This window comes from Rhizobium laguerreae (genome assembly GCF_002008165.1).
Classification (GTDB): domain Bacteria; phylum Pseudomonadota; class Alphaproteobacteria; order Rhizobiales; family Rhizobiaceae; genus Rhizobium; species Rhizobium laguerreae.
The window spans coordinates 68,536-95,130 of the sequence record NZ_MRDM01000029.1 but is presented as its reverse complement, the minus strand read 5'-3'; the positions used below and the strand labels follow the sequence as shown (position 1 = coordinate 95,130).

The window sequence follows — 26,595 nt, the reverse complement described above, 5'->3', positions numbered from 1 at the left end:
TTACACCTGCTCGGCAAGCAACGCCGTGCGCTTGCCTTCCGTTTCGGTCACCTCTTCGGCGGGGATGTGAAAGTCGCGTCTGTAGTTGAAGGTATGACCGATCGCGACGACGAGCATGGCGACGAAGGAGACGGCCACCAGCCACCACATATACCAGATCAGGCCGAAGGCGAGGGCGACGCTGATTGCCGACAGGATTGCGCCGGTGCCGGTGTTCTTCGGCATGTGGATCGGTCGGAAGCCTTCCAGCGGACGCGCATAACCACGGTTCTTCATGTCGTACCAGCTGTCATGGTCGTGGACGACGGGCGTGAAGGCGAAGTTGTAATCCGGCGGCGGCGAAGAGGTCGACCATTCCAGCGTGCGGCCATCCCAGGGATCGCCACTATCGTCGCGCAATTCCTCGCGTTTCATGAAGCTGACGACGATCTGGATGAGGAAGGCGGCGATACCGAGCGCGATCAGGCCGACGCCGAAAGCGGCGATGATGAACCAGATCTGCAGCGACGGATCCTCGAACTGGCTCACGCGGCGGGTGACGCCCATCAGGCCGAGCACGTAGAGCGGCATGAAGGCGAACCAGAAGCCGATCTGCCAGAACCAGAAGCTCATCTTGCCCCAGAAGGGATCGAGCTTGAAGCCGAAGGCCTTCGGGAACCAGTAGTTCACGCCGGCGAACATGCCGAAGAGAACGCCGCCGATGATGACGTTGTGGAAGTGGGCGATGAGAAACAGCGAATTGTGCAGCACGAAGTCGGCCGGCGGCACGGCGAGCATGACGCCGGTCATGCCGCCGATGACGAAGGTCACCATGAAGCCGACCGTCCACAGCATCGGCACCTCAAAGCGGATGCGGCCGCGATACATGGTGAAGAGCCAGTTGAAGATCTTTGCCCCGGTGGGGATCGAGATGATCATCGTGGTGATGCCGAAGAAGGAATTGACGGAAGCGCCCGAGCCCATCGTGAAGAAGTGGTGCAGCCAGACGATGTAGGAGAGAATCATGATCACGCAGGTCGCGTAGACCATGGAGGCGTAGCCGAAGAGGCGTTTGCCGGAGAAGGTGGCGACGACTTCCGAGAAGATGCCGAAGGCCGGCAGCACGAGAATGTAGACTTCAGGATGACCCCAGATCCAGATGAGATTGATGTACATCATCGGGTTGCCGCCGAGGTCATTGGTAAAGAAGTTCGTCCCGGCATAGCGGTCGAGCGACAGAAGCGCCAGCGTTGCCGTCAGGATCGGGAAGGAGGCGACGATCAGCACGTTGGTGCAGAGCGCTGTCCAGGTGAAGACCGGCATCTTCATGAAGGTCATGCCCGGCGCACGCATCTTGACGATGGTGGCGATCAGGTTGATGCCCGAAAGCGTCGTTCCGACACCGGCCACCTGCAGGCCCCAGATATAATAATCGACGCCGACGCCCGGACTGTAGGCTGCGCCCGACAGCGGCGGGTAGGCGAGCCAGCCGGTCTGGGCGAATTCGCCGATGAACAGCGACAGCATGATGATGATCGCGCCGGCGGTGGTCATCCAGAAAGAGAAGTTGTTGAGGAAGGGGAAGGAGACGTCGCGCGCGCCGATCTGCAGCGGCACCACGAAGTTCATCAGACCGGTGACGAAGGGCATCGCCACGAAGAAGATCATGATGACGCCGTGGGCGGTGAAGACCTGGTCGTAATGGTGCGGCGGCAGATAGCCCTCCGAGCCGTTGAAGGCGATCGCCTGCTGGACGCGCATCATGATCGCGTCGGAAAAGCCGCGCAGCAGCATGATGACGGCGAGGATCACATACATGATGCCGATCTTCTTGTGATCGACGCTGCAGATCCAGTCGCGCCAGAGCGGACCCCAGAACTTGAAATAGGTGATGATGCCGAGCACAGCGAGACCGCCGATGACGACGCCGATGAAGGTCACGACCAGGATCGGCTCGTGATAGGGGATGGCATCGAGGGTCAACCGGCCGAAGACGAACTTCAGGAGGTCAGGATTGGAAAACATGGAACAACCCGTTCATTATGTCTTGCGACGCAAAGCGCCAGGTTAATTGTTGTTGTTGAGCTGCGCCGGCGCCGGAGTGGCGCCGTTGTCCGTGCCGGGCATGGAATGACCCTCATGCTGCATGTCCATGCCGGGCATGTCGTGCTGCATGCCGTCGGTCCGCTCGGCAGGCTCGCTGCGTGCCGGAGCCCCGGTCGCCGGCACGGTGGCGGCGGGCGCCACGATGCCTTCGTCGGCATGACGGTTGTCGTATTGCAGCTTCTCGCGGTTCTCCGCACTTTCCTTGCCGCCGCCGCCCATCATGTCGATGTGCATCATCTCGTTCATGCACATCTTGCCCGGAGTGGCGCACATGTTGAGGATGGCGTTGTAAAGGTCGGCATCGGCGCCGGCATAATAACGCACCGGTTCCTTCTCGCTCGGCTTCTCGAGTTTCAGATAAGCGTCGCGGTTGAGCATCGTGCCCTGCTGCTTGACCTGCGCCACCCAGGCGTCAAAGCCCGCTTGATCGAGGCCGTGGAACTTGAAGCGCATGTGCGAGAAGCCGCTTCCGCTATAATTGGCGGAGAAGCCCTCATATTCGCCTTGCCGGTTGATGACGGCGTGCAGCTTCGTCTCCATGCCGGGCATCGCGTAGATCTGGCCGGCCAGGGCAGGGATATAGAAGGAGTTCATCACCGAGGAGGCGGTGATCTTGAAATTGATCGGAACGTCGACCGGAGCAGCCAGTTCGTTGACGGTGGCGATGCCGAGTTCGGGATAGAAGAACAGCCACTTCCAGTCGAGCGCCACGACCTCGACGATCAGCGGCTTGGTATCGGCCGGAATGGCACGCTCCGCATCGAGGCGGTCGAGCGGGCGATAGGGATCGAGCTTATGCGTGGAAATCCAGGTCACGGCGCCGAGCGCGATGATGATCGCAAGCGGCGCCGACCAGATCACGATTTCGAGGCGGGTCGAATGGTGCCATTCCGGCGCGTAAGTGGCGGCCGTGTTGGAGCGGCGGTAGCGCCAGGCGAAGAACAGCGTCAGGAAGATCACCGGTATGATGATCAAAAGCATCAGTACCGTCGAGATGACGATGAGATCGCGCTGTTGCGCGGCGATGTCGCCGGAGGGCGCCATGACCACCATGTTGCATCCTGCCAGGAAAAGCAGCGGCAAGACGGATAGAAGGCGGGAAAACTTCATGAGTTTTAGCACGTCTCTAAGCTCTTGTTGTTTCGTTCGTTCCGCGACTAACGCACTGAACCTGATAGCGACATGAGGTGTTTGGTCGCAGTGCAGCAATGATGCCGCAATGCGGCACAAATCATGGTGCACTACAGCTTTGGAATCCTGATGAAATCAAGAAGGATTCCTTGCCCAGCGCATGTTTCAGATCAATATATCCGCAAGAGCCGGCCAAGCCAGCGTTCCCGGGAAAAATCGCGCTCCGGATCACGCTCTTTTTTCCGTCCACGCCTCATTTTGAGCCGTGATGATGAACTATTTACGTCTTACGGACTTGATAAGCCTGCAGGTTTGATCAAGATCAGGTTGAGGCGCCCTGCCGAAAGCGCCTCAACGAGGGAGGCGTTTCATGGCTGAAACAACGCATTACGGACCGTCATCGTCGTCGCTGGAACGCGACGCGCGGCGCATTCACGACGACAAGCCGGTTTCGCCGGGCAGCATCGCCATCGGCGTGGTGATAGGCCGCATGTCGGAATTCTTCGATTTCTTCGTCTACGGCCTCGCCTCGGTCCTGGTCTTTCCACAGCTGATTTTCCCTTTCGCTCCGGACAGGCTGACGGGCACGCTCTATTCCTTCGCTATCTTCTCGCTTGCCTTCCTGGCTCGCCCCGTCGGCTCCGTCGTCTTCATGACGATCGATCGGCTGTACGGCCGTGGCACCAAGCTGACGATCGCGCTCTTCCTGCTTGGCGGCTCCACGGCCTCGATCGCCTTCCTGCCGGGTTACAACGAGATCGGCGTCTGGTCGATCGCGTTGCTGGCGCTCTTCCGCCTCGGCCAGGGCTTCGCGCTCGGCGGCGCCTGGGACGGTCTTGCCTCGCTGCTGGCGCTCAACGCGCCGGCCAAACACCGCGGCTGGTATGCGATGATCCCGCAGCTCGGTGCGCCGATCGGTTTTGCGCTGGCCAGCACCTTGTTCGGTTATTTCGTCGCCAATCTTTCCAGTGAGGATTTCCTCTCCTGGGGCTGGCGTTATCCCTTCTTCGTCGCCTTCGCGATCAACGTCGTAGCGCTGTTTGCGCGTTTGCGGCTCGTCATGACCAAGGAATTCGGCACGCTGCTGGAGCAGCATGAGCTGGAAGCAGCTCCCATTCTCGACGTGCTGCGCGTTCACGGCCGCGACATTCTGATCGGCGCTTTCGTGCCGCTCGCAAGCTTCGCCATGTTCCACCTCGTCACCATTTTCCCGCTCGGCTGGATGAGCCTTTATGGCAACCAGCCGATCGGCACCTTCATGGTGGTGCAGGTGGTCGGCGCCATGGTCGGCATCATCACCATCATCGCATCAGGCCTGATTGCCGACCGCATCGGCCGGCGCGCCCAGCTTGCCATCTGCGCCGTCATCATCGCCGTCTTCAGCTTCGTTGGGCCGAGCCTGATCGCATCCGGCAACAGCGGCCATGACGCTTTCGTCATCATCGGCTTCGGCGTGCTCGGCCTTTCCTTCGGCCAGGCGACGGGCTCGATCTCGTCCCGCTTCGGCCGCGGCTACCGCTATACCGGTGCCGCCTTCACATCGGATCTGGCCTGGTTGATCGGTGCGGGTTTTGCGCCGCTGGTGGCGCTCAGCCTCTCCAGCCGCTTCGGCCTGACTTTCGTCGGTTACTACCTGCTGTCCGGCGCCATCTGCACGCTTGCAGCACTTGCCTTCAGCAGGGCGCTGGAGCAGCGGGAATAGACGCAGTCGAACAAATGGCCTGCATGGGAAGCCATGCAGGCATTTGCCCGGCGTGCGAAAGCAACATCAGATCGCAAGAAAGCAATTCAGTTTATCGCCGAACAGAACGTCGGTGTCGCGACAAGTCAGCTTGATGAGGTGGAGAGTCAGCCGATTTTCTTGTCCATCAGCCGGAGATCGGCCGGCCTGGACGCATCGCTGGAACGGAACCGGTCATCTCACGCACATCTTTTATGGTGAGCTGTCATGTTCGCCAAAAGATCAACAGCTGGAATTTTGCGCTTCGTACAGGCGCACGGAAATGGCCGGCGAAATCCTGAAAAACCTTACTGCGCCATCTGAGGCTGCTTCGCCGCCCGGGCCGCGGTTAGTTCCGCGGTGGTGTGGTTCAGGCGGTCGGCCAGCACCCGCATGATTTCCACGGCCATTTCGGGGAAATCGCTGAGCAGCTTCAGGAAATGCTCCTTGCTGATGCGCAGCACCTCTAGCGACGAGGTGGCGCGGACCGTTGCCGTGCGCGAGACATCGCAGAGGATGGCGATTTCGCCGACGATGGAATTGGGTTCGACGTCAGCGACCTTGATCTCGCCGGCCGGTGATGCGACGACGACGTCGGCGGTGCCCGAGAGGACGACATAGGCGGCATCACCGACATCGCCCTGATGGAAAAGGTCCTGTCCGGCCTTGTAGGTCATGCGATCGGAGGTAAAGGCCAAAAGCTTGAGCTTTGCTGGCGCGATCCTTGAAAAGATCGGCACCCTTCGGAGCATTTCGACTTCGTCTCTCAACAGCATGAGCGTTTCAATCCCCTGATGCCGGGTCCCGCAGGACCAGGCATCTTCAAACTTCGAGGCGTCCCCATCAGGAACACCCACCATCGCCGCCCCTATAGAATATTACGATAACAGTTCCTTGAACATCCCGTTTTTCTCGGAAAGTTCCGGATAGTTTCCGGCCTCCGCCAATCCGCCGCGGTCAAAGAGCAGGATCCGGTCGAACATCTCGGCCTGCCTGGCGTTGGAGAGCACCCAGATGATCGCCGGCCGATGGCCTTCTTCGTGCAGGCCCTCGATGATGTTGCGGGTGATCTGATCTTGAACGCGCTGGTCAAGCGCCGACAGCGGCCGGTTGAAGATGAAATAGTCCGAGCGCTTCAACAGCGCGCGGGCCAGGTTCAGCTTCTGCCGCTGCACCATGGTCAGCCGTTTGCCGCCGGAGCCGACGTCGAATTCGAGGCCGATCGACAGAACGTCGTCATAGAGGTCGAGCGCGTCGAAGAGTTCGCCCATGATGCCGCGGATGCGATCGGAGGCGTCGGCCTGCTGATAGGCAATACGGCCGAAGAGCACATTGTCCATCAGGCTTGCCGACGGCGTGAAACGCTCGGCGTCGTAACGCTCGATCAGCTCGGCGAGATCGGCCGGAATATGCTCGTGGAACTGCTTGCGGGCGCTGACGATCTTGTCCATGAGCTCGTTCGACAGCAAGCCGAAGCGGTGGCGCGGCTCGATATAGGCAAAACTCAGCCGGATGATGGCCGAACGTTCTTCCGGAGTGGCATCTTCGAAGCGGCGGCTTTGCAGCTTCTGCAGCAACGCCTGATAGGTCGGGATGTCGTCCGCCGTCATGAAGGTCAGCTGCTGGAAGAATGGATGGTCGGGCGGCAGGTCGTGGAAGAGTTCCACCGCGTTTTCGGCGATCTCGAGGCCCATGGCGTAGAGATCGGTGCTGAGGCCGGTCTCACGGAAGAGCTGCTGGAAATAGGGATGCGCGGCCAGCCTCCGGTTGGTCATCAACGGCCGCTTCATCGTGCCGAAGAGCAGGTTCTCGCCGACCGTCGCCTGGGCGTTATAGGCATCGAAGTCGAAAGGCACGACGATCGTGTCGAGCCCCTCGTCGCGCAGCCGGTCCCTGAGCGAGGCGCGTAGCGCCACGACGTGGTCGCCGAGCGCCACATGCACGTCGGTGTTGACGGTCGAGCGCAGCGCCAAATCGAGGATGTCCTGCGAGATCAGGACGGCGTCGAGCACCGGGCGGATTGCTGTGAGCAGGTCCTCGGGCCCGCTGGCGCCGGCAGCCTTGTAGTCCACCCAGTCGCTGTTGAGGTCGAGCGTCGGATTGCCGGCCTTTTCCGCCTCGGCGGAATGCCATTTATACTCCAGTGCTTCCCGCTCGTCGTAAATCGGATCGGTCATCGGCGCATGTTTCAGGCCGTAGAGCAGATTGCTGGCGAGCGTCCCGTGGAAGAAGAAAGTGTCCGCCGAGGCATAGGAGATCCGCCGGCCGGTAATCGATTCCGGCAGCTCCAGGAGATCGCGTCCGTCGATGGTGATACGGCCGGAGTCCGGCCAGACCATGCGTCCGAGCGCTTCGGCGAAGGCCTCAGCGCCGCTGCCGTTCGGCCCGACGATCGCCACCGTCTCGTTCGGCTTGATCTCAACGGAGACGTGATCGACGATGCGGGCGCCGCTGTCGTCGGAGAGCGTCAGATTGGTGATGACGAACGCGCCAGTCAACGGGCCGACCGGGGCGGTTGCGAGTTCCTGAATGCGGCTGTCGATCAGCGGCTCGACGTTGAACTGCTCGTAGACCTGCTGGTATTTCACCTGCACGTCCTGGCGCATCTGGTCCCAGTCGATCAGTTCCTTCAGCGGGCCGGGCAGGTCCTTGTAGGCTGATATGACGGCGACAAGCTGGCCGATGTCGAGCCGGCCCTGGAGCGCAAGATAGCCGCCGATCGCGTAGAACAGGAACGGCGTGACCTGGGCGAGGAAGTTGTTGATGAACTTCACCAGGAACTTCCACTGGTAAAGGTCGTAGCGGATCGAGAAAATCCGTCCGAGCCGCGAGGCGATGTCGGCGCGTTCGAGATTCGACGTGTCGTTGCCGTGGATCGTGCCGATGCCCTCGACGATTTCGCCGACGCGGCCGGAGAGTTCGCGCGCCGTCAGCTGCCGCTGGCGGCCGAGTTCCAAGAGGCGCTTGCGCATGCGGGGGATGACGATGGCCTGCACGCCGACGATGCCGGCGGCGATCATGCCAAGCCAGAAATTCTGGACGATGATGAAGACGAGCGCCGTTATCGCCTGGCCGCCGAGAAGAGCAGGGGAAACGAAGGCGTCGCCGGTGAAGCCGCCCATCGGCTCCACCTCGTCCTTGATCATGGTGGCGATCTCGGCCGATTTCACCCGCTTGAAGTGAATGGGCGGAAAGCGCAGCACTCGGTCGATCAGCTCGAAGCGGATGCGGCGCAGCATGCGCTCGCCGAGACGGCCCTTATAGGTGTTGATGTAGAATTTGAAGAGGCCGTTCAGCACCACCAGCGCCAGAAACACCAGGCTGAGGGCCATCAGCATCTGGAAGCGGTTGAGCTGCAGGCCTTCAAAGAATTCGACATGGCCGATCAGCGGGATGTCGTAGGCAATGTGCATGAAAGTCTGCCGCGCGCCGGGACCTTCGAAGCCGTCGCCCTGAATCGGTCCGTTGACGATCTGCTTCGGCAGGTCGAAGGACAGGAAATAGGGCACCATCGATGCGGCGACGACGGCCAGGATCCAAAGCTGCTGCAGCCGCGTGTTCTTCCAGATGTAGCGGGCGAGGCTTTTTTCCATGGCTAACCGTCAGCTTGCTGGGAAATTCCGGAGGCGCGATCCGGGCGCCGTGCGGGGGAGGATTCTCAAGAACAGGACCATGCAGCCGGACCGCCGATATCGCAATGAAAACAAGGCGAAGCGACCGGCTGCAAAAATGCCGATTCTCGCCGGAACATTGCTTATATCACAGGAATTTTGGATTAGGCGAGGGATTCGGCAATCATGGAGCGAATGATGAGGGCGGTTTTCTCCGCCCCGTCGAGGTCGAGCAAGACCGGCCCGCGTGGCTGTGCGGCAAGCGCCTTTTCGACCGCCTCTTTCACATGGCCCGACGTCAGTCCGTTCTCCGGCAGGATATCGGCGAGGCCGAGCGCCTGCAGTCGTTCGGCGCGCACCGTCTGCTCGGTCTCGCCGCCGGCGACGAAGGGGATGAGGATCGCCCGGCATTCGGTGCGCAAGAGATCGCCGACCGTGTTGTAGCCGGCCTGCGAGATCGAAACCTTCGCACCGCGCAGCAGCGAGGGAAAATCCTTGCGGAAGCGCGCCAGCGTCACATTCGGGCCCGCGTCCTCGGACAGCGCAGCGAAATCGGCCTCAGGCAGGTTAGGGCCGGCGACCAGCAGCCAGCGAAGATTGTCCGGCAGCAGCGCTGCCGCCTCTTTTGCCGCGCCGATCAGCGCGGCGCCGACCGCACCGCCGCCCGCCGATGCGATGATGTCGAATGTCTCGGCGGGTTCCGGCGCCGGCGGGGCTGCGACGAGGCCGGTATAGCGCAGCCTGTCGGCGATCTCGGATGTCAGCGGGAAGGTGTCCTCCAGCCTGACGAAATCTGGATCGCCATGGACGAGCACGGCATCGAAATGGTCCTTGACCAGCGCGACGGTCTCCGCGTCGCGGCCGGCCTTGCGGTTTTCCTGCAGGATGTCGCGAACCGAGCTTATGAGTTTCGGCCGCAGTTCGGCTTTTTCGATCGCCTCAAGCAGCGGCAGCAGTTCGAAGCGCATCTGTCGCCGGCCAAAGGGGAAGGCCTCGATGATGACGACATCGGGCTTTGCGGCATGAAAAGCGTCGAGCAGCAGCTGGCGGCGTATATTGAGGAATTCCTCGCCGGCCGGTCGGCCCTCGGCATCGGCGAGGCCGGAGAAGCCGGCATTGCTGGCGACGACCGCCGGCAGGGCTACGGTCTTCACGCCTTCGCCCGGAAAGCCCGGCATCGGCAGGCCGCCGGTCACGACAGTCACGTCAAAACCGTCCTTGATCAATGCATTGGCGATGCGGCTGGCGCGGGCTATGTGGCCGATGCCGAGCAGATGCTGGACGTAGAAGAAAATACGCGGTGCCGTCATGACGCCTTCTGCCATTCTGCCTCGAACAGGCCGGTGAGCTGTCTGATGCTGGAGTGATAGTCGAAATATTCGCGCACCTGGATTTCGGCGGCATCGCCGAGGCGCTTTCGCAGTGCCGGGTCGCGGATCGCCGCCTCCAGCGCGTTGGCCAGCAGCGCCGGGTCCTCCGGCGGCACGACGAGGCCGTTTTCACCGTTCTTCAGGAGCTCCGGCACGCCGGATACGTCGGTCGAGAGGCAGACGAGCCGCTGGCTGGAGGCTTCGACCAGGACGTTCGGCAGGCCGTCGCGGTCGCCATTGGCGGCGATGCGGCAGGCAAGTGCGAAGAGGTCGGCGCGGCGGTAATGATCGAGCACGTCTTCCTGCGCCATGGCGCCCTTCCAGACGATGCGGCCGGAGATGCCGAGTTCGGTCGCCAGGACTTTCAGTTTCGCAAGCTCCTCGCCGCCGCCGATATGGTCCATGCGCCAGTGAAGCTCGGCGGGCAGCAGTGACAGCGCCCGCAGCAACACGTCGTAACCCTTCTTCTCGACGGCGCGGCCGACGCTGAGGATCAAGGCCGGATCGCCGGGCTCGCTGCCGGTGCGGTCTGAACGCTCGCCGGCGAAATGGCCGAAACGGGCGAGATCGAGGCCGTGGTAACTCAGGTGCACGGCCTCCTTGCGGGATGTCAGCGTCCGCATATGGTCGTAGCCCGTCCTGGTGCAGGTGACGGTCCAGCGGGCGCTGCCGAGTTTCTCGTTCAGCTCCCAGTCGGGCGACGTCCAAATGTCCTTGGCATGCGCCGAACAGGTCCAGGGCGTGCCCGTGAGGATGCTCGCATATTCCGTCACCGAGGCCGGCGTGTGGATGAAATGGGCATGCAGCCATTCGCCCTCGTCCGGCCATTCGCGCCCCAGCACCAGCGCCTGACCGAGACGGCGGAAGCGGTTGCGGGAGATGTCGCGTTTGAGGTCGGCGAGGAAGCGCTTCATCAGCGCCTTGAAGCCGGGTCTGGAGAGGCCGGCGATCAAGCCCTTCAGCACCCGGATCGGCTCCTCGTGCAGATACTCCGGCAGATAGACGACGCGCGCCCGGATCTCGTCATGCACGGGATGGCGCTTCTTGTCGGTCGGCCGGCGCATCGAAATCAGCGTCAGGTCGAAGCCGGCCTTTTCGAGGCCGAGCAGCTCCTGGGCGATGAAGGTCTCCGAAAGGCGAGGATAACCTTTCAGCACGACGAGGATCTTGCGGCGTGGCGGCAAGGCTTTGCCCTATTCCGCGCCGACGAGGGAAAGGTGGCTGCCGCGGCCGTCGATCCACCGGCCGACGGTCTGCGAAATGTGGTCCAGCCCTTCGAGACGCATGTTGCCGCCGCTCTTCGAAGGCGGCTGGCGGGAGGGCAGGCGCTTCAGCGCCTCGGCCATGATCGTGGGGTCGACCGATTGGTCCGGCAGCAGCATGTCGACGAGGCCGAGCTCGCTTGCCCGCTTGGCGCGCAGCAGCTGCTCCTCGCGCGGCTTGACGCGCGGCACGATGAGCGCCGGCTTATCGAAGGAGAGGATTTCGCAATAGGTGTTGTAGCCGCCCATGGCGACGACGCCGGTGGCGCCGTCGATCAACTCTTCCATGTGGTTGTCGAACTCGATCACCTCGATATAGGGGATGGCTTCGCCCTTCTGCACCAGCTTAGCGCGCTCGGCGGCCGGCATATAAGGCCCGAGCACGACGAGCGCTTTCTGCGTCAGCGTCGCATCGGCCTCGTAGGCGTTCATGACGTCGTGGACGAGATCGGAGCCGTCGCCGCCGCCGCCCGTGGTGACGAGCAGGTAATTATCCTTGCGGGCGTTGATCGAGCTCTTGCCCCTGGAGACGCTGCGCTGCAGGAAGCCGACGAAATCCATCTTCCGGCGCAGGCTTTGCGGCACGTCGAGGCCGATCAGCGGATCATAGAATTCCGGCGGACCGTAGACCCAGACGCTGTCGTAATATTGATCGATCTTCTGCATGATGCTGTTCTTCTTCCACTCGGCCTCGAGCAGATGCGGCGCGTCCATGATCTCGCGCAGCCCCAGCACCAGCACCGTGCCGCGGGCCTTGAGATAGGCGAGCGTATCTTCGACTTCGCCCTTCAATCCCATCGGCTCCTTGTCGACGATGAAGATGTCCGGCTGGAAGGTCTCGGCCGTGTGACGGATGCTCGATTCACGCATCTTCAGCGTCTCGTGCAGGTCGATATGGCTGGCAAGCGACGTATATTCGCCGTTGCGCAGCTTGATGACGCTCGGGATCTTCACAAAATCGACGCGGGCGCGGTAATCGAAGGCGCCGGCGATCGTCGCTCCCGAAATGATGAGAATGTTGAGGCCGCGATAATCCTCGACCAGCGCATGGGCGATGGCGCGGCAGCGGCGCAGATGGCCGAGACCGAAAGTATCGTGACTGTACATGAGGATGCGCGCATCTTCGAGACGTCTGGACATGGGCATCCCTTCTGGGGTCAGCAACATACTTTGTGCCCCCACCGTCCGGAGGCCAAGAGGCGGGGGCGGTGCCGTGATGGGCCGCCGCGTTTCCTGCTATTTGTAGGGATCTGCCGCATCACGCAAGCCGTCTCCCAGAAAGTTGAACGCCAAAATGACAAGAACAACAGGAATGATCGGGTAGAGCAGCCAGGGATAAAAGGCGATGACGCTGACGCTTTTTGCCTCCGTCAGCAGAATGCCCCAGCTGGTGATCGGCGGCCGAAGGCCGAGGCCCAGGAAGGAGAGCGCGGTCTCGCCGAGGATCATGCTGGGGATCGAAATCGTCGCCGAAGCAATGAGATGCGACATGAAGCCAGGCACCAGATGGCGGCCGATGATGCGCGGCGTGCTGGCGCCCATCAGCTGCGCAGCCTGCACGTAATCCTCCTCGCGCAGCGCCAGCAGCTTGGAGCGCACGGCGCGCGCAAGCCCGGTCCAGTCGATGATGCCGAGAATGACCGTTATGCCGAAATAGATGACGATCGGGCTCCACGTCACCGGCATGATGGCGGCCAGCGCCATCCACAGCGGCAGGCTCGGCAGCGATTGCAACACTTCGATCAGGCGCTGGACGACGAGATCGAAAAAGCCGCCCCAATAACCGGCAAGGCCGCCGATGACGATGCCGAGCACGAAGCTGATCGAAATGCCGATCAGGCCGATCGTCAACGATATCCGCGCGCCATAAAGGATGCGCGAAAGCACGTCGCGGCCGAGCCGGTCGGTACCGAGCAGGAACATCTGGCCGCCGATCGCCGGGCAGACGAGATGATAGTCCGACGTGACAAGGCCCCAGAATTTGTAGGCATCGCCGCGGCAGAAGAAACGGATCGGCTGCACGTCGTTCGGCCTTTCGGTATAGACGCGGTGCAGCGTGTCGAGATCGAGCGCCATACTGCGGCCGTAGACGAAGGGACCGACGAAACTGCCCTTGTCGAAGAAGTGGACGCGCTGCGGCGGCGCGTGGATGAAGTCGACATTGCGCGTGTGCAGGCCATAAGGCGCCAGAAACTCGACGATCACGATCATCAGGTAGACCGCGGCGAGAAAGAAACCGGAGATCAAGGCGAGCCTGTGCTGCTTGAACTTCCACCACATCAGCTGCTTCTGCGAGGCGAGATGGATGCGCGATTGCGCCGCCGTCAGGTTTTCGGTCGCCTGGGGATCGAAGGGAGCGGTCGAGACGTAGTGCGGCAGCGGCGCGCCGGGTGCGGGAAGGGGCGACATTATTTGGTGCTCCTGCCTTGCAGACGGATACGGGGATCGAGGAAGCCGAGGGCGATATCGGAGATCAGCACGCCGATGACGTTGAGGAAGGCGAGAAACATCAGGAAGGAGCCGGCGAGATACATGTCCTGGCTCTGCAGCGCCTTGATCAGCATCGGCCCGGTCGTTTCCAGCGACAGCACGATCGCCACGATTTCGGCGCCCGAAATGATCGATGGCAGGATCGAGCCGATATCGGCGACGAAGAAATTGAGCGCCATGCGCAGCGGATATTTGACCAGCGCCTTCAGCGGCGGCAGGCCTTTGGCGCGTGCAGTGACGACATACTGCTTCTGCATCTCGTCGAGCAGGTTGGCACGCAGCCGCCGGATCATACCAGCCGTGCCGGCGGTGCCGACGATGATCACGGGGATCCACAGGTGAGAGAGGATCGACCGCGCCTTTTCCCAGCTCATCGGCTCGTTGAGATATTGCTGATCCATCAGATGGCCGATCGACAGACCGAACCAGACATTGGCGAAATACATCAGGATCAGCGCCAGCATGAAGTTTGGAATGGCGATGCCGAGCAGGCCGAGGAAGGTCAGCCCGTAATCACTCCAGCTGTACTGGTGCGTCGCCGAATAGATGCCGATCGGAAAGGCGATCAGCCAGGTGAGCAGGATCGTCGTGAAGGAGACGAGGATCGTCAGCCACAGCCGTTCGCCGACCACGTCCGAAACCGGGAGCTGGTATTCGAAGGAATAGCCGAAATCGCCGTGCAGCATGCCGCCGACCCAATAGAAATAGCGCACGATCTCCGGCTTGTCGAAGCCGTATTGCTGGCGCATCTCCTCGATTTCCTGGAGATTGGCGGTCTCGCCGGAGGCCCGCAGCTCGGCGATCTGGCTCTCGAAGAAGTCGCCCGGCGGTAGCTCGATGATGGTGAAGACCAGCGCCGAAATGACGAAGAGCGTCGGCACCATGGCGGCGATGCGCCAGAGAATGTATCTGAGCACGCCTCAAGCCTCCTTGTACCAGAATGCATCCGGCATGTAGACGCCGAGATAGGAGGTGGGGTCGAAGCCGTAGAGCGCTTTGTCCGGCAGGTTCTGCAGCTTGGCGGCGCGAAGGATCGGCTGCGGCGTGCTGTTGATGAGGCCGATCGAGAAGACCTGCTGCGTATAGATCGACAGCATCCTGTGCCAGATCACCTGGCGCTCCTCGAACTTCGCCGTCGAGCCCCATTGTTTGAGCAGCTCGACCAGTTCGGCGGCTTCCGGCAGGTCGGGTGCGACGCCCTCCTGGCCGGCGGAGAGGTAGTGCATGCCCCAGAGCGGCCATTGCAGCTGATCGTCGAGCGTCGGCGCCAGCCCGGAGGGCGACATATCGGCCGTCGGCACCCCATTGTCGAGCCCGTACCAGATCGACATCATGATCGAACCGCTCATGGCGCGGTTGCGGAAGACGTCGCGCTGCGAGGTGCGGGTAAAAAGCGCCAGGCCGATATTGGCCCAGTGGTCATGCACCAGCTCCAGCACGTCGGTATCGAGATTGCTTTCGCCGGCGGTCTCGACGGTAATCTCGGCGCGCCGGCCGTCCGGCAGCAGCCGGATGCCGTCGTCGTCGCGTTTGGTCAGGCCGAGCTCGTCGAGCAGGCGGTTGGCCTCGTCGGGATCGAACTTGACGAAGGCATCGGCATATTCGGGTTTGAAGAGCGGGCTGTCGGGTAGCACGGTGTCGGCGCTCGGCGTTCCCAGACCGTAAAAGGCGACCATGTTGATCTCGTGCCGGTTTATCGCGAGCGACAGCGCCCGGCGCAGGCGCACGTCGCGGAACAGGCCGCGCCACACCTCGTCGGCACAGTTGAGGTTCGGCAAGAGCGTGATGCGTGAGCCGCGCGCCAGCTTCCAGAGGTTCACCTTCACCGGGAAACGCTTCTCGGCTTCCTTCAGGAAAGTGTAGTCGTTGAAATCGATGCCGGTCGCCTGCAGGTCGGCTTCGCCGGCCCCGGCCTTGGCGGCGATGATCGACGACGAGGAGACGTTGAGGACGAAACGGTCGAGATAGGGAAGCTGCCTGCCGGTCTCGTCGACGCGGTGGAAGAACGGGTTGCGCTCGAAGACGAATTGCTCGGCCGGCAGTGGCGTCGTGTTGCGCCAGGGATCGAGGGTCGGCAGGTTCGGATTCTCAGGACGGTAGGAGCGCGCCATCTTGATGTGCAGGTCCTGCCACTTCTTGACGCGGCTGGCCTTCATCATCTGTTCCATCTTCGCTTCGTCGGACTGAAACTTCTTGTGGAACTGCTTCAGGTAATGCGCCGGCCCGACGATCACGAGCGGCAAGGGCCCTGCCAGGGTCGGCAGGAACATCGGGTTGGGCTTTTCCCAGGTGTAGCGTACCGTCAGCGGATCGAGCATCTCGAAGCGCGGCAGGCTGCCATGCGGACGAAGCTCCAGCGCCCCGCCGCCGGGCGTCAGCTTCTCGTTCAGGATGACGTCTTCCCACCAGTAGCGGAAATCGTCGGCCGTGAACGGCTGGCCGTCTGACCATTTATGGCCTTCGCGTAGGGTGAAAGTGAAGACCCTCTCGTCCTCGGCGTGGAAATCGGCCAGAATATCTGGCTGGAACTGCAGGTGCTTGTCATAGCCGACCAGGCGGGCATAGCCGTAAATCGTCATGAACCGGATGTCGCGCTGGCCGCCGATGATGGTGCGCACCGTGCCGCCATAGGTGCCGGGCTGCAGCCCCATCTCCTTCAGGTTGACGATGCGCGGGCGAGCTGGAATGCGCTCGGCCATCGGCGGCAGGCTACCCGATGCCAGCCGCTCCTTGAGGAATTCCGGCTCGCCGGCCTGTTCGGCCCGAAGCACCGCGGGCGCGATCGCCGCGCCAACGAGGCCGCCGAGAAAAATGCGACGCGTTACCATCAGCGCAACTCCCTGATATCGGCGCCCTTGCGGGCGCGCACCAGATGGCCATCGCCGAGGTCCGCATAGGCAAGCTCGGAAGCGTCGTCATGCTCGGCGGTGAAGGTCACGCCCCAATTCTGCTTGTCGGCGGCGCCGTTTTCCCTGAGCGCCTTGAAATCGAGTGGCCGGTCGAGATCGGGGAAGGGGACGGCGGCGAGCAGCGATTTCGTATAGGGGTGTACCGGATCGCGCAGAATGATCTCGCGCGGCGCGATTTCGACGATGCGGCCCTTGCACATCACCGCGATGCGGTCGGCCATATAATCGACGACGGCGAGATTGTGCGAAATGAACAGATAGGTAAGCCCCAGCTCCTTCTGCAGGTCCTTCAACAGGTTGAGGATCTGCGCCTGCACGGAGACGTCAAGCGCCGAGACCGGCTCGTCGAGGATGACGAGCTTCGGGCCGAGCGCGAGTGCGCGCGCGATGCCGATGCGCTGGCGCTGACCGCCTGAAAAACTGTGCGGGTAACGGCTGAGATAACGCTTGTCGAGGCCAATGGCCGCCATCAGCCCTTCGACCTTGCGCTTGCGCTCGTCGCTGTCGCCGCGGTCATGGATCTCGAGCGGTTCACTCAGAATGTTGCGCACCGTCATGCGCGGCGAGAGCGAGGAGACAGGGTCCTGGAACACCATCTGGATCTTGGTCCGCATGTCCTGCAGTTCGGCGCCTTTGACGGAGAGGACGTCGACGACCTCCTTGCCGTCGTTGAACACCACTGCGCCGCTGTCCGGCGTGATGGCGCGCATCAGGATCTTACTGAGTGTCGTCTTGCCGCAGCCGGACTCGCCCACCAGGCCGAGACATTCGCCGCGGCGGATATCGAAGCTGACATCGTCGACCGCGCGCAAGACGGCGGCTTCCTGCTTGCCGAGGAAACCGCGCTTGCGCGTCTTGTAAGTCTTCGAGAGATTGGTGACGGAAAGCAGCACGCCCGGCGCCTCTGCCTGGAGCGGCTTCTTCTTGCCGACCAGGGCTTCGAGATTGACCGGTACGTCACGCAGCGCCTTCAGCCGCTCGCCGGGCTTCATGTCGAAATGCGGAACGGCGGCCATCAGGCCCTTGAGATAGGGATGCTGCGGATCGCGGAAGATCGCCTCGACCGGTCCTGCTTCCATGATCTCGCCGTGATAGATGACGACCACCTCGTCGGCCATGTTGGCGACGATGCCGAGATCGTGGGTAATCAGCAGCATCGCCATGCCGAGCTTGGCCTGCAACTCGCGGAGCAGTTCCAGGATCTGCGCCTGTATCGTCACGTCGAGCGCCGTCGTCGGCTCATCGGCGATCAGCAGCGCCGGTTTGCAGATCAGCGCCATGGCGATCATCGCGCGCTGCCGCATGCCGCCGGACAATTCGAACGGATACATGTCGTAGGTGCGGTGCGGATTGGCGAAGCCGACCAGGCCAAGCATCTCCTCGGTTTTTTCACGGGCTTCCTGCTTGTCGGTTTTGGTATGGATCAGCAGCACCTCGCTGATCTGATTGCCGATCGTATGCAGCGGCGAGAGCGAGGTCATCGGCTCCTGGAAGATCGTCGCCATGCGCCGGCCGCGCAGGTCACGCATTTCCTCACTGTCGCGCGGAAAGGACAGAATATCGGTCGTGCTGCCGTCGAGCGGGTCGGTGAAGAGGATGCTGCCCGTCGCCTTGGCCGGATTGGGCAGGATGCCCATGACCGACTGACTGATCACCGATTTTCCCGAGCCGGATTCACCAACGAGGGCGGTGACCTTGCCAGGAAGGATGCGAAGATTGGCTTGTTTTACGACGCGTAGCCGGTCACCGAAAACCGAGAAGGAGACGTCGAGATTTTCAATACGCAACAGATCCGCTGCAGACGCCATACCAATGAAATTCCCCAGTCTTCTATGTTCCCGTTAAGGCACACTACCGTACCGCAAACGGGGTGTCTAGCTGATGACAATCATAGAAAAACCCCCACGTCCCGCCGAAGTTCCCCGGGCGAGACGCGCAGATTATGAGAGGGGTTGCAGGCGCTTACTGGATGAACTTCTCCATGCTGGTGCGCTCGACATGTTTCTTTGCATCGCGATGCAGGAGAATGACCTGCTCGGCTTCTGAGAGTCCGTTCTGCACGGCCTCGCGGAAGCTCTCGTCGACGTTGATCGCGGGCGCCGGCGCGCGCGGCTGCAGCACGGTCACCTTCTGGCGGATGCCGCGCAGCTTCTCTTCGCCGAGCGTCGTCCATTCGCCGCCGCAATAGCCGGCGAAGGCCTGGCTGGCGACGACCTCGCGGCCGTATTTCTTGGTCAGGATCTGCAGGCGTTGCACCTCGTTGACCGCCGAGCCGAAGGCGGAGAAGGTCAGGCGGTCCTTGAGGCCGACATTGCCGAACATGACGTTGCCGACATGCAGGCCGATGCCGTAGCCGATCCTGGTCAAGCCTTTCTGCTCGCGGTCCCTGTTGAGTTCGGCAACCCGCGCCTGCGCCTGATGGACGGCCGAAAGCGCCGCCTCGCAGGCGATTTTCGATGGGTCCTTGTGGCGTCCGCAGGGATAGACGGCGAGAAAGCCGTCGCCGAGGAAACTCAGGATCTCGCCGCCATTGCGGTTGAACGGGGCGGCGATCGCGTCGAAGAACTGGTTCAGCGTGTCGATATAGGCCTGCCGGCCTTCCTTTTCGGCATACATGGTGGATTCGCGCATGTCGCCCATGACGAGGGCCGCGCGGATCGTCTCACCGTCGCCGCGGCGGATCTGGCCGTTCAGCACCCGCTTGCCGGCGTCGCCGCCGAGATAGGTGGTCAGCATGTTGTTGGCGAGCTTGCCGAGCACCGCCATCTTGGCGGCGACCGCCAGATGGTTCTGCATCCTCAGCAGCGCATCGATCATGTCGTCGGAAAAGCCGGTGTTATTGTCCGTCGACCAGGAACCCATCATGCCCTGCACCGAGCCGTCGCCGAAGGGCTGCACGAAGGCGAGATAGTCGGTGATGCTGTCCTTACGCAGGTCCTCGAAAATCGGAAATTCGTTCGGCCCATCATGCATCAGTCGGCGCCGGATGTGCTGCAGATTGTTGTCGAGCAGGTAATAATATGGGCTCTGCAGGAAGCGGTCCGGCTTTTGCCCGGCAGGCATGCGGAAGCCCTCGATGGTGACGCCGCTGGCGCGCCGCCAGGTGAAGCTCAGCGCGTCGTAGAGTGGATGCAGCATCGAGAAAGAAAGATGCACGCGCGCAAGCGGCAGGCCCGCGGAAGTGAGCCTTTCGCAGAAACCGCGGACGATGTTTTCAAGCTCGTCTCCGGCCAGCGAGGAGTTCGTCAGCCATTCAGCGACCCGGTCCAACAGGATGGAGGACACGCTGGATTCGATCGTGCTCATTCTCGGTATGATCCTCATAAGGCACGCCATCCCCAAGAGCCAAAAGTCCCCCCGGCCGGCACATTTTCATGCGCAGGTCACAAGGAAATCAGGATGTACGAGCGGTATTATTGTGTCAACGGATCTGCCGAAAGCCCGGCAGCAGCGCCCCTCAGCTCCCCATACCGGGGGATCGGACGGGTAGTCCTTTCGCGGTGGTTATTATCGGAAGTCAAAATAGGGATGCTGCAAATGCGAAACAATGGGATCCGCGTTTTTTTGTGCGCTCAAGTTGCAGCAAACGGCGCGGTCTGAGTCATTTCCGCCACACCCGGCTAAAGGTGTTGTCCTGCTGGAGATCGGCGAGGACGCATATTCGCTGCGCCGACGGCGAGCTTGGCACGAACGGGGCCCACTCTCCGTCATCCCAGGCCTGAGCCGGTTATTCATGTTTGCTCCCGATAGAGGCCAGCGTAGATCCTGCGATCAAGCCCGAGGATGATGGAGCGTGTGGTGGCTTCTGGAGCAAGGCCGCGAGGGATACGAGCGCAGCTGCGCTTTTATGCAAGCTTCGTCAGCCGGTCATCTGCCCCACGGCCTCGATCCAGGCGGAGGTGGCAGCAGCCGAGTGCGGGGGCAGCGACCGGCAACCAGGACTGCAGCACCGCCAGCGATAAGAGGAAGATCCGCGCCTGGGTTTAATTTGCCCGGCTCATGCATTAGATCAGCCTTCTCTTCCCTGTTTGAAAGATCCCGCCTTGACCATCTCCCCCTTCGAGACGCTTTTGCTGAAGATCGAGACCCGCGCGGCCCGTGCCGGCATCATCGGCCTCGGCTATGTCGGCCTGCCGTTGGCGATGGCCGTGGCGCGCAGCGGCTTTGCGGTCACGGGCTTCGACATCGACCCGTCCAAGATGGTGGCGCTCGGTGCCCGCCGCTCCTATATCGACGCGGTGAGCGATGAGGCGCTTGTTGCCGAGATCGAAGCGGGCCGCTTCAAGGCGACCACCGATTTCGCCGGCCTTGCCGATTGCGACGTCATCATCATCTGCGTGCCGACGCCGCTCACCAAGCATCGCGATCCCGACCTTTCCTTCGTCGAGGCGACGTCGCGCTCGATTGCGGCGCATTTGCGCCCCGGTCAGCTCGTCGTGCTGGAATCCACCACCTATCCCGGCACGACCGATGACGTGGTGAAAGTCATTCTCGAAGGCACCGGGTTGAAATCCGGCTCCGACTTCTTCGTCGGTTTCTCGCCGGAGCGCGAGGATCCCGGAAACCAGCATTATCATACCGCCACCATCCCGAAGGTCGTTGCCGGCGACGGGCCGGAGGCGCTGGCGCTGATGAAGGCCTTCTATGGTGCGGCGGTATCGACCGTCGTTCCGGTCTCCTCGAACGCGACGGCCGAGGCGGTGAAGCTCACGGAAAACATCTTCCGCTCGGTCAACATTGCCCTCGTCAACGAGCTGAAGACCGTCTATGCGGCGATGGGCATCGACGTCTGGGAAGTGATCGACGCGGCCAAGACCAAGCCCTTCGGCTACATGCCCTTCTATCCCGGTCCCGGCCTTGGCGGCCATTGCATCCCGATCGATCCTTTCTACCTCACCTGGAAATCGCGCGAATACGAGCTGCCGACCCGCTTCATCGAACTCGCCGGCGAGATCAATTCGGCAATGCCGCGTTATGTCGTCGGCAAGCTCGCCGAGGCCCTCGACATCCGTGCCGGCAAGGCATTGAGCCGCAGCAGGGTGCTGGTGCTCGGGCTCGCCTACAAGAAGAACGTCGCCGATATAAGAGAGAGCCCGTCGCTGCGGCTGATCGAGATCATCGAGGAGCGTGGCGGACACGCAGATTACCATGATCCCTTCGTCGCCGAGATTCCGCCGACGCGCGAATACCAGGCGCTGAAAGGCCGCAAGTCGGTGGCGCTGACGCCGGATACCATTACCGGCTACGATGCTGTGCTGGTCGCGACGGATCACGACAGAATGGATTATGCGGCACTCGCAAAAAGTGCCACGCTGATCGTCGACACGCGCAACGTCTTCAACCGGCTCGGCCTTTCGGCCGATCACATCATCAAGGCGTGACTGAAAACGTCACTGCATGACTCTGTGTTCGGCAGCGACCCCACAGAGATGGCGGGTGAAGTGATGGCTGGACTTTCCAGCGATCTGTATATCCGTACGCTTGATGGTTACGAAAGGACGTCGATGGCCCACGTTCGCTTGACGGAGTTCCGCCAAAACATTGCAACCTATTTTGATCAAGTCCTCTCTTCTCGGGCTCCCCTGCTAGTGACCCGTCAAGGCTCGGAAGCGATGGTCTTGGTTGCCGAAGGCGAGTACGAGAGTATGCAAGAGACGCTACACCTGCTTTCGACGCCCGCTAATTCTGCCCGGCTACGCGAAAGTCTCGGACAGCTTCGAGAGGGGCAGGTGGTAGAGAGCGATCCCACTCTCTGACATGAAATTGCAATGGACCCCTAATTCCTGGGAAGAGTACGAATACTGGCAGAAAAACGACCAGAAGATGGTCGAGAGAATCGACGAACTCCTGAAGGATACAAAAAGGTCACCCTTTAAAAGTCTGGGCAAGCCAGAGCCACTGAAGGGAGATCTATCCGGATTTTGGTCAAGGCGCATCCTCGGAGAGCATCGACTCGTCTACTGCGTGACTGGCAAGGGTTCCAACCAACAGCTGGAAATCATCCAGTGCCGATTTCATTACGAAAAATAGGTTCTTGCGCAGTGCAGTTGATCGCGACGTCGAAAGCTTGCGCGATCATGGTGTTAAATCATGCTCGGCGCTGTAGAAAGCGACTTGCCGGTCATCCGGCTCGCGGCCACCGCATAACCGCCGGCCGCACCGTCGATGAAATGCATGTGGTCGCGCGAAATCGGCGTCGGCACGAAGCAGGTCATCAGCGCCGAGGCCTGCCGATGCAGGCCGTAGCGGACAATGCCCTTGGCGCGTGCCGCTTCCAGTAGTGTCTCGATCCGCTTCAGGTGTTCGGCGTCGACATCGATCGTCATCTTCAGCCCGTCGTCGAACTTGCGAAAATCGGAATTGCCGGCGACGTCGCGCTTGTAGCGGCGGGCGTCGAAGCGGCCGAGCGGAACGCCGAGCTTGTAGCACACGACGGTGATGGCAAGCTGCAGGAAGATGGTGAGCTTCTGCCGCAATCGCCGTCCAGCCGGCGCGGTGGCCTTGGCTTCGCGGTTGATGCCGTGCAGCGAAAAGGCAAGGTTCGGACCATCGGCCGGTACCGGGTGGCTATCCCGGTTCTGCTCGGTGGTGATGGCGACGATGCCGTTGACGAGGTCGCGGAATTCCTGTCCCGGCCGGCCTTCGCCGGGAACCGCGATGATCGAGACGATCTCGCCGTTGCGCGCTTCGATCGGGCTCCAGCGGCAGGAGAGACCGTTGAGATCGGGGCGCGTTCCCGGGGCCGCGCGGGCAACGCCGTACCGGCCGAGCTTCATTTGTCTTTCGGCCCAGCTGGTGCCGCCGCCCCAGAACATCGCATAGGTGACATAAGGGCTCGCGGAGTAACGCGCGACGCGCACGTCGAGGCCTTCGGCGCGGGTGTCGGCGACCGGCACGATTGCGATGCGCAGCGTCAGGCTCAAATCCTCCTCGACCCAGACCTGCACGGCGGCAAGGGCGTCGCGCGCTGCCTTTTCCAGCGAACCCGGAAGCGCAATCAGCGCGCCGTCGCCGCCGAAAACGAAGGGATAATCGCCCTTGCCGACGGAATTCAAGACCGCCGATATGACGCTGGCGCCCGCCATGTTGACATCCTTGTAACGGCCGGCAGCGATCGCCTGCGTCGAGCCGACGATGTCGGCCAGCGCCAGCACCCATCCGTCCGGAAGCGGCCGGTAGTTGGCGGCGTCGGTCACGCCTTCAAATTCGCTGAAGAGCGGCACTTCGCCAAAGAAGGTTTCGTCGGTCACGGTTTTCATATCATCCAGCTTAGCACAGACCCATGTCGCCACTGCAACGCCAATTCCCATTTACGGCAATCGACTTGGCAAGGTTTCATGTGTTAGAGCATTTCCTGCTTTTTCGGACGCACGGAAACGCTCTAACTTTTTGTTTTTACGCAATTCCGGACGCAAAACCGCTCTCGCGCTTTTGCTGGAATTCCTCCAGGACCGCCGACGATTTCATGACGGATATAGAATAGATGAGCCGCCTCGACAGCTTCATTCGCCGGTTGACGGCTCAACGCGACATTTTGAACGCGATCATCGATCTGGTGGGGGAAACGCCGGGCCCGGTACTGGAGTTCGGTCTCGGCAACGGGCGCACCTACGATCACCTGCGCGAGAACTTTCCCGGCCGTCGCATCGTCGCTTTCGACTGGGAAGTCCGTTCCTATTCGGCCTCGACCCCAGCGGCGGAAGACATGGTGACCGGCGATATCCGCGAGTCCGGCCAGGCCTTCGTCAGCATCGGCGCTGCCCTTGCCCATGCCGATATCGGCACCGGTCATGACGAGATCGACGCGGTGACGCTGACCTGGCTGCCGCAGCTGATGGCCGGCGTGCTCGCCCATGACGGCATCGCCGTCAGCGGGCTGCCGCTGGAGCATCCCGAACTGATGGCGCTGCCGCTGCCGGAGGGCATCAAGGAAGGCCGCTATTTCCTGTATCGCAGGACGTAGCATCAGCAATTGCAAGTGCTATAGCGCCGCGCGTCTGAAAAGACGTGCGGCGCTGTCGTGTGTCGGTTCACGCCACCAGACCCTTGGTCAGTTCCAGCGCCTGCCGTTCGAACAGCCGGCGATAGATACCGTTATTGAGCCTGATCAGCGCCTGATGGTCGCCTTCTTCGACAATCTTTCCCTTGTCGAAGACCAGCAGCCGGTCCAGCGCTCGCACCGTCGACAGCCGGTGGGCGATGACCAGCGTCGTGCGGCCGTTCATCAGGCGTTCCATGGCCTGCTGGATCTGCACTTCGCTCTCGCTATCGAGGCTCGACGTCGCTTCGTCCAGGATCAGCACCGGGGCATCGGCCAGGAAGGCACGGGCAATGGCGACACGTTGCCGCTCGCCGCCCGACAGCTTGACGCCGCGTTCCCCCACCATCGTCTCATAGCCCTTGGGAAGGTCCATGATGAAGTCGTGCGCACTGGCCTGTTTCGCCGCCTGCTCGATCTCGCGCCGCGAGGCGTTCGGCCTGGAATAGGCGATGTTTTCCGCCAGCGTGCGGTGGAACAGGATGGGCTCCTGCTGCACGATCGCGATCTGGCCGCGCAGGCTTGATTGCTTGGCCGCCGCAATATCCTGGCCGTCGATGCGGATTTCGCCCGCGTTCACGTCATAGAGCCGCTGGATGAGCTTGACGAAGGTCGTCTTGCCCGAGCCCGAATGCCCGACCAGACCCACGCGCTCGCCCGGCTTGATGGTGACCGAAAAATCCTCATAAAGCGGGGTGGGATGCGCACCATACTGGAAGGTGACGCGATCGAAGACGATCTCGCCCTCGCCAATCTTGATCGGCTTGGCGTTCGGCTTGTCTTCGATACCAAGCGGCATCTTGTCGAGCAGCACCAGTTCTTCCATGTCGTTGACGGAACGTTGCAGATTGCGGATGTCCTGGCCGACATTGCGCAGGTAACCTTGCAGAACGAAGAACATGGCCAGCACGAAGGTAATGTCGCCAGGCGTCGCCAGCCCCTGCTGCCACATGATCAAGCCCGTTCCCAGAATACCTGCCTGCATGGAAACCATCATGAAGCCCTGGATCGTGCCGCTCAACGTGCCGCGCTTCCACGTCCGTCGCGTCCGGCTGTCCCATTTGGTCAGCACGTGGCGCAAGCGTCCCTCTTCGCGGTTTTCAGCGCCGAACGCCTTGACCACCGAATTGCAGCTGATGGCATCTGCCAGCGCACCACCAAGCTTGGTGTCCCAGGCATTGGCAAGCCTTGCCGCCGGCGACACGAAGCCCATGGAAAGCGCCACGGTCACGCCGATATAAATCAGCGACCCCGCAGCCACGATCAGCCCCATGATCGGCCAATAGCTGCCGAGCACGATGCTGGCGCCGACCAGCATGACGATGGACGGCAGCAGGGCGACCAGCAGCAAGTCGTTGAGCTGGTCGAGCGCCCACATGCCGCGGGTGATCTTGCGCACCGTCGAGCCGGCAAAGCTGTTGGCGTGCCAGTCGGTCGAGAAACGCTGCACCTTGTGGAAACCGTTATTGACCACATCCGCCATGGTGCGCAGCGTCAGCCGGATGATGCCGTTGAAGATGAACCAGCGCAGCACCACGCTGGTGAGGCCGAGTGTCACGACGATGACGAAGGCGCGCAAAGCACCATCAGCCGCATTGCTGCCGGCAATGGCATCGACGATCCGGCCGGAAAACACCGGCACCATGACTTCGGCCAGAGTGCTGACGACCACCAGCACAATAATAATGGCCACCAAAAGAGGCCGATGGGTCCAATGATGGAAAACAAAGCCGAGCACATGGCGATAGGCATCGGCGCGGAAGTCGAGCTTCTTGCGAGTCATTTTAATCGCTCGGCGCCGTGTCGGCGACCGGTCCTCAAAAATAGAGAGTTGGATGGCACAGCCCAAACGGGAGACGAAATAATCCCGTCGGATCAATCGGGCTGTGAATTAAGGGAAAACCGAATTTCGGGCGCGCGAGGCGGGCCGCGAATGGAAATGACCTAGTGTCGGGACATTCCGTGCGGGAAGGTTTCGA

At 61.7% G+C, this 26,595-nt stretch carries 20 protein-coding genes; 6 read left to right on the top strand and 14 right to left on the bottom strand.

All coding sequences use genetic code 11. The annotated features are described in order from the left end of the window. Entirely contained in the window at positions 1 to 2,004 is a 2,004-nt protein-coding gene (cyoB, locus tag BS630_RS27805) for a cytochrome o ubiquinol oxidase subunit I (protein WP_077979957.1), read from the bottom strand. Positions 2,005 to 2,046: 42 nt separating this feature from the next. After that, entirely contained in the window at positions 2,047 to 3,207 is a 1,161-nt protein-coding gene (gene cyoA / locus BS630_RS27800) for a ubiquinol oxidase subunit II (protein ID WP_077979956.1), read from the bottom strand. Between the two features lie 379 nt (positions 3,208 to 3,586). Here cyoA and BS630_RS27795 point away from each other — a divergent pair, with 379 nt between their 5' ends. Beyond that, positions 3,587 to 4,918, top strand: coding sequence for an MFS transporter (locus BS630_RS27795; protein WP_025397702.1), 1,332 nt, complete (start codon positions 3,587 to 3,589; stop codon positions 4,916 to 4,918). 33 nt (positions 4,919 to 4,951) lie between these two features. Beyond that, complete coding sequence (locus BS630_RS27790) at positions 4,952 to 5,158, top strand: hypothetical protein (RefSeq protein ID WP_244735463.1); 207 nt, start codon at positions 4,952 to 4,954, stop codon at positions 5,156 to 5,158. Between the two features lie 86 nt (positions 5,159 to 5,244). On the opposite strand, the gene BS630_RS27785 is transcribed toward BS630_RS27790, so the two are convergent. The 10 genes from BS630_RS27785 to BS630_RS27740 all read right to left on the bottom strand — a co-directional run bounded on the left by BS630_RS27785 (position 5,245) and on the right by BS630_RS27740 (position 19,884). After that, positions 5,245 to 5,712 (bottom strand): cyclic nucleotide-binding domain-containing protein, encoded by a 468-nt coding sequence (locus BS630_RS27785; protein ID WP_077979955.1) that lies wholly within the window; start codon positions 5,710 to 5,712, stop codon positions 5,245 to 5,247. Positions 5,713 to 5,814: 102 nt separating this feature from the next. Beyond that, positions 5,815 to 8,529: an ABC transporter transmembrane domain-containing protein gene (locus BS630_RS27780; RefSeq protein WP_077979954.1), complete on the bottom strand. Its 2,715-nt coding sequence runs from the start codon at positions 8,527 to 8,529 to the stop codon at positions 5,815 to 5,817. 182 nt (positions 8,530 to 8,711) lie between these two features. Further along, entirely contained in the window at positions 8,712 to 9,857 is a 1,146-nt protein-coding gene (locus BS630_RS27775) for a glycosyltransferase family protein (protein ID WP_077980262.1), read from the bottom strand. Next, on the bottom strand, positions 9,854 to 11,101 hold the full coding sequence (locus BS630_RS27770; RefSeq protein ID WP_077979953.1) for a glycosyltransferase: 1,248 nt from the start codon (positions 11,099 to 11,101) through the stop codon (positions 9,854 to 9,856). The genes BS630_RS27775 and BS630_RS27770 overlap by 4 nt, the downstream gene beginning before the upstream one ends. Before the next feature lie 9 nt (positions 11,102 to 11,110). Then, positions 11,111 to 12,319 (bottom strand): glycosyltransferase family protein, encoded by a 1,209-nt coding sequence (locus BS630_RS27765; protein ID WP_077979952.1) that lies wholly within the window; start codon positions 12,317 to 12,319, stop codon positions 11,111 to 11,113. 96 nt (positions 12,320 to 12,415) lie between these two features. After that, positions 12,416 to 13,588: an ABC transporter permease gene (locus tag BS630_RS27760; RefSeq protein WP_077979951.1), complete on the bottom strand. Its 1,173-nt coding sequence runs from the start codon at positions 13,586 to 13,588 to the stop codon at positions 12,416 to 12,418. Further along, complete coding sequence (locus BS630_RS27755; protein ID WP_025397708.1) at positions 13,588 to 14,586, bottom strand: ABC transporter permease; 999 nt, start codon at positions 14,584 to 14,586, stop codon at positions 13,588 to 13,590. Before BS630_RS27755 ends, BS630_RS27760 begins: the two co-directional genes overlap by 1 nt. A gap of 3 nt (positions 14,587 to 14,589) precedes the next feature. Continuing rightward, a complete protein-coding gene (locus BS630_RS27750) occupies positions 14,590 to 16,497 on the bottom strand; it encodes an ABC transporter substrate-binding protein (RefSeq protein ID WP_077979950.1) in 1,908 nt (635 codons plus the stop codon). Next, complete coding sequence (locus tag BS630_RS27745) at positions 16,497 to 18,386, bottom strand: ABC transporter ATP-binding protein (protein ID WP_077979949.1); 1,890 nt, start codon at positions 18,384 to 18,386, stop codon at positions 16,497 to 16,499. The genes BS630_RS27750 and BS630_RS27745 overlap by 1 nt, the downstream gene beginning before the upstream one ends. A gap of 154 nt (positions 18,387 to 18,540) precedes the next feature. After that, complete coding sequence (locus BS630_RS27740; protein ID WP_077979948.1) at positions 18,541 to 19,884, bottom strand: adenylate/guanylate cyclase domain-containing protein; 1,344 nt, start codon at positions 19,882 to 19,884, stop codon at positions 18,541 to 18,543. Positions 19,885 to 20,621: 737 nt separating this feature from the next. Here BS630_RS27740 and BS630_RS27735 point away from each other — a divergent pair. The 3 genes from BS630_RS27735 to BS630_RS27725 are packed head-to-tail and all read left to right on the top strand — an operon-like array spanning position 20,622 to position 22,608. Further along, positions 20,622 to 21,959, top strand: coding sequence for a nucleotide sugar dehydrogenase (locus tag BS630_RS27735; RefSeq protein ID WP_077979947.1), 1,338 nt, complete (start codon positions 20,622 to 20,624; stop codon positions 21,957 to 21,959). A 48-nt stretch (positions 21,960 to 22,007) separates the two neighbouring features. After that, positions 22,008 to 22,334, top strand: a complete 327-nt coding sequence (locus BS630_RS27730; RefSeq protein WP_312883797.1) for a type II toxin-antitoxin system Phd/YefM family antitoxin — start codon at positions 22,008 to 22,010, stop codon at positions 22,332 to 22,334. A 1-nt stretch (position 22,335) separates the two neighbouring features. Continuing rightward, positions 22,336 to 22,608: a Txe/YoeB family addiction module toxin gene (locus BS630_RS27725; RefSeq protein ID WP_077979946.1), complete on the top strand. Its 273-nt coding sequence runs from the start codon at positions 22,336 to 22,338 to the stop codon at positions 22,606 to 22,608. Positions 22,609 to 22,661: 53 nt separating this feature from the next. Here BS630_RS27725 and BS630_RS27720 read toward each other — a convergent pair whose 3' ends face one another. Beyond that, the gene (locus tag BS630_RS27720; RefSeq protein WP_077979945.1) at positions 22,662 to 23,888 is read right to left on the bottom strand and encodes a DUF3095 domain-containing protein; all 1,227 of its coding nucleotides are present in this window, start codon (positions 23,886 to 23,888) and stop codon (positions 22,662 to 22,664) included. A 173-nt stretch (positions 23,889 to 24,061) separates the two neighbouring features. Between BS630_RS27720 and BS630_RS27715 the strand changes: the two genes are divergently transcribed. Next, complete coding sequence (locus BS630_RS27715) at positions 24,062 to 24,541, top strand: class I SAM-dependent methyltransferase (protein WP_077979944.1); 480 nt, start codon at positions 24,062 to 24,064, stop codon at positions 24,539 to 24,541. A 67-nt stretch (positions 24,542 to 24,608) separates the two neighbouring features. On the opposite strand, the gene BS630_RS27710 is transcribed toward BS630_RS27715, so the two are convergent. Further along, positions 24,609 to 26,399: an ABC transporter ATP-binding protein gene (locus BS630_RS27710; RefSeq protein ID WP_077979943.1), complete on the bottom strand. Its 1,791-nt coding sequence runs from the start codon at positions 26,397 to 26,399 to the stop codon at positions 24,609 to 24,611. Positions 26,400 to 26,595: the final 196 nt, after the last annotated feature.